General features: G+C 66.2%; 6 protein-coding genes. 2 read left to right on the top strand and 4 right to left on the bottom strand.

Annotated features, from left to right (window positions below; translation table 11 throughout):
* Positions 1-182 precede the first annotated feature (182 nt).
* Positions 183-392 carry a hypothetical protein gene (locus WAX14_RS22615; RefSeq protein WP_422630282.1) on the top strand — a complete coding sequence of 70 codons (210 nt, stop codon included), beginning with the start codon at positions 183-185 and terminating at the stop codon, positions 390-392.
* 70 nt (positions 393-462) lie between these two features.
* A complete protein-coding gene (locus tag WAX14_RS22610; RefSeq protein ID WP_422630281.1) occupies positions 463-921 on the top strand; it encodes a hypothetical protein in 459 nt (152 codons plus the stop codon).
* Here the strand turns inward: WAX14_RS22610 and WAX14_RS22605 are convergent.
* The 4 genes from WAX14_RS22605 to WAX14_RS22590 form a co-directional block, all read right to left on the bottom strand.
* Positions 907-1,257 carry a hypothetical protein gene (locus WAX14_RS22605; RefSeq protein WP_422630280.1) on the bottom strand — a complete coding sequence of 117 codons (351 nt, stop codon included), beginning with the start codon at positions 1,255-1,257 and terminating at the stop codon, positions 907-909. The two genes, WAX14_RS22610 and WAX14_RS22605, sit on opposite strands and share 15 nt — an antisense overlap.
* Before the next feature lie 22 nt (positions 1,258-1,279).
* A complete protein-coding gene (locus WAX14_RS22600; RefSeq protein WP_422630279.1) occupies positions 1,280-1,579 on the bottom strand; it encodes a replication protein RepB in 300 nt (99 codons plus the stop codon).
* A gap of 2 nt (positions 1,580-1,581) precedes the next feature.
* Positions 1,582-2,493, bottom strand: coding sequence for a replication initiation protein (locus WAX14_RS22595; RefSeq protein WP_422630278.1), 912 nt, complete (start codon positions 2,491-2,493; stop codon positions 1,582-1,584).
* A 346-nt stretch (positions 2,494-2,839) separates the two neighbouring features.
* Positions 2,840-3,094, bottom strand: a complete 255-nt coding sequence (locus WAX14_RS22590; protein ID WP_422630277.1) for a hypothetical protein — start codon at positions 3,092-3,094, stop codon at positions 2,840-2,842.
* Positions 3,095-3,460 lie beyond the last annotated feature (366 nt).

Raw genomic sequence — 3,460 nt, 5'->3', positions numbered from 1 at the left:
TACTTAAACACCACACACCTCTTGCATTCAGGCAACGTGTCGCACGTTAGCGCTACGTTGGCACCATGACTGATGCGCAGAAGTGCGAGGCGTGCGGCAGCTCCATGCCGCCACACACCGGCACTCGACCCCGCCGCTTCTGCTCCAGCGCGTGCCGATCGAGGGCCAGCAGAGCGCGGCGCTTGGGCACCGGATCGGTCCCGGCCGTCGACGCAGAACGTGCCGTTGCGGCGGTCCTGGAGTCACCCGAAGCGACCCGCCAACTGCTCGTCCAGCTCAACGAGAACATCAGCTCCGGGCGATGTTCAGGCGTCGAATACAACGGCGTTGTCTCGGCCGTTCTCGACCTCAGGAAGACGATCACGAGCGTCGTCATGCGTGCGAATCGGTAGGTACCACCGCAGTTTTCCGTACCGCGTGGCACCGGATCGGAACCCGTTCGAGGGTGCCACTATGGTGCCCATGGCATCCCCTACCGGACCCCACGGTGCACCCCCGACGCTGTCGCAGTCCGAGGCAGCCAAGGCATGCGGAGTGTCGGTCGCAACGATCCGCCGTGCACGCAGGTCAGGCCGGATCGAAGGCGCATACGAGGACGGTCACGGCGGCTGGAGCATCCCGATTCCCTCGCTCGTTGCAGCCGGGATGCTCGCAGCCGTGACACCCCCGACAGGTGACACCGCACCCCCTACAGAGGTCGCAGAAGACACCGCACGGTTGCGCCGTGAGCTAGACGAAGCGCGGCACCGGGCCGAGCGTGCCGAGGCGATCGCGGCCGAACGAGAGCGCACCATCGAGGTGCTCCAGCAGTCGTTGCGGATGCTCGAACGCGGCCACAGCGACGACCCACCGCCACCACCGGAACCGGCACCGGAGCCACCGGCCAAACGCGGTGGACTGTTGGGCCTACTCGGCTTCTGACGGCACGTCGGGGACCAACGAGAACAGTTCGTCATCGAGGACCAGGGCGTGTGTGTTCGCGCGCGCCTGGTTGAGCAGCGCAACCGTGGTTAGGTAGTCCGGTCCCTCGCCGCCGTGGTCGCGGCGGTACTCCTCGATCAGCGCCCGTTGACGCGACTCGACCTCGCTGTCGATGATCGCCTCGATGCGCTCGGTCTCGGCCTCCAGGTGCGCCGCTCGTTGCTCGGAGCTCCAGTGCTCAGGCATCCCGATAGCGTCGGTCCAGACCCGCGCAACGACCGTCGACACGGCTTCGTGCGCCTGCCACAGCTCGTCCCAGAACGCCCGATCATCCATGACCGGCGAGTGTGCCAGGCACCTACGACACTTCGTCGGCAGCGGTGGGCAGACGGCTCAGGTCGATCCCGGCCTCTCGTGCTTCCCGGAGTCGGATCGACACCAGAGCAGGCGTCACGTCGAGCTGCGCCGCGATCGCCTTTTGCTTCAGCCCCTGCCTGTGTAGAGCGATGATCTGATCACGCCGCGACACCGCGCGGCCGACGTACTCGGTGCGTTCCTCTGCGACGACGTACCGGATTGTGCGGGGCGAGACGCCGAACCGTTCGGCTGCTTCACGAGCCGTCATACGTCGTTTGCGGCGGTCAGGTTGCGCGGCCACGCTCATAGCTTCTCCCGAAGGTCCGTGCGTTGACGACTGCGCGCTTCACCTGATTTTCGCCCACGCGCGGATTGGATCGCGGTGAAGGTGGCCTCATTGACGGTGCGGGTGTCGGTCCAGCCGTAAAAGCGGGTGGTGATCCAGCGGTGAATGCTGCCGGCGATCGCGCGTTCTTCAGATGCCGGCAGTGGGTCGGTGAATGCCGCATTGCGTGTGGCGACTTCAGCGCTGATTGCGGTGTGCAGGTCGCGGGTGTCTTGGGCGGTGGCGTACTCGTGGCGTAGGCGTATCTGGCGTGCCTGGGGGTAGGCCCACTTGCGTGCCTTCTCGAATAGGTGGCAGTTGCGGCCGAGTCCGGCGGGGTCTTCTTGGTGTCGCTTGGTCTGGCGCCAGCGTGGCGGCGGCATGTTGGCGCCGAGGTCGTCGGCCAGGTGGTCGAGCGATCTCAGGTCGGAGTGGATCCACTCGGCGTCCCAGTGCTCGTGTGTGGGGTTCTTGGTGAGTAGTCCGCTGTAGCCGGTGTCGCCGTCGACGGCGCGGCGTAGCCCTTCGCTCACCGCGGCCGCGTACGCCAGCGGCTTGCGCCGTGCGTACTCGGTGCGGGTGACGGGCTCAGCGAGCGCCCAGACCGCGTGTGCGTGGCCGTTGGCCCGGTTGGACACGACGGCGTTGGGCATCGGGTGCGATCCCTGCGCGCTCAGTGCACGCAACGCGGCGTCGGGATGATCGATGTCGACCACGAGAAGGTTGCTCACGGCTTGGGGGTTGGTCTCGATGTACCGGCGTCCGAGCGCCGCGCCCCTGGACATGCGGTACACGCCCTCCAGGAGGTCATCTGAGGCGAGCGGCCACAGCGGCAGCCACAACTGCTCGAACTCGCCCTCTCGGGCCTCAGCGACGGTCACACGGCTCACGATGCACCCTCCCGGTGCCAAGTCGGCGACGACACGCCGAAAAAATTAAAAGTAGGCAAGGAACCAAATCAGATGTTTCGGCGGGCTCCTGGGCTTTCGCGGTTCCTCGGCTCGGGGTCTGGCCCCTAGGGCTCTGGGGTACCTGGCGGAGCAAGCTATGCATTAGGCATGCCTAAAGCGCGGTTCGCTGTAGAGCGCTTCACCGTGGGTCCCGTGTGAGGGTCGCTGCGCTGGGCCTGAAACAGGGCGAGGCCCCGGTGCGGTAACACCGGGGCCTCTTGCCGACGCCGCCTGAACTCACCAGCCGACGCGGCCGGGTTCAGAGTAGATCGTCGTCGGCCGAGGGTCACGAGTCGGCGCGGTCGACGTCGACAGGGTGCAGCAGGTCGTGGAGCGCGAGCGCGTGCCGGTTGGCGTCCTCGAGCGCGGCACGGGCGGACCGAGTGTGCCGCGCGGCGAGCTGCAGCTGTGCGCGGACCGGATTGACTGCGTGCCGCTCGTCGAGCGACCACCCAGCCGAGCGGAGCGCCGAGGAACTCTGAGTGGCGTGGTGGGCAACGAGGGTGGCCCAGTGCAGCGAGCTCGTCGTCGTGGCGAGCACAGAAACCAGACCGGTGAGAGAGCCGGCCCCGTCGCGTCGCTGTGGGTGTTACCGCACCCGGTACGCCGCGAGGCCGATTCAGTTGTGCGCAGTCATCGACTGCACACTCACCCTAACCCCAAACCCCGCACTGACATGTACAACCTCCACCACTCACTGCACCCGACATCACCCGTTCTTCCCCCGTCACGAAACTTCCCCACTCACTTCTTGCCCAAACTCATAACCCCTGCTCACAGTACTTAAACACCACACACCTCTTGCATTCAGGCAACGTGTCGCACGTTAGCGCTACGTTGGCACCATGACTGATGCGCAGAAGTGCGAGGCGTGCGGCAGCTCCATGCCGCCACACACCGGCACTCG

The organism is Rhodococcus sp. (in: high G+C Gram-positive bacteria) (assembly GCF_049299235.1).
Taxonomy (GTDB): domain Bacteria; phylum Actinomycetota; class Actinomycetes; order Mycobacteriales; family Mycobacteriaceae; genus Rhodococcus.
This window is presented reverse-complemented; position numbering and strand designations above follow the sequence as displayed.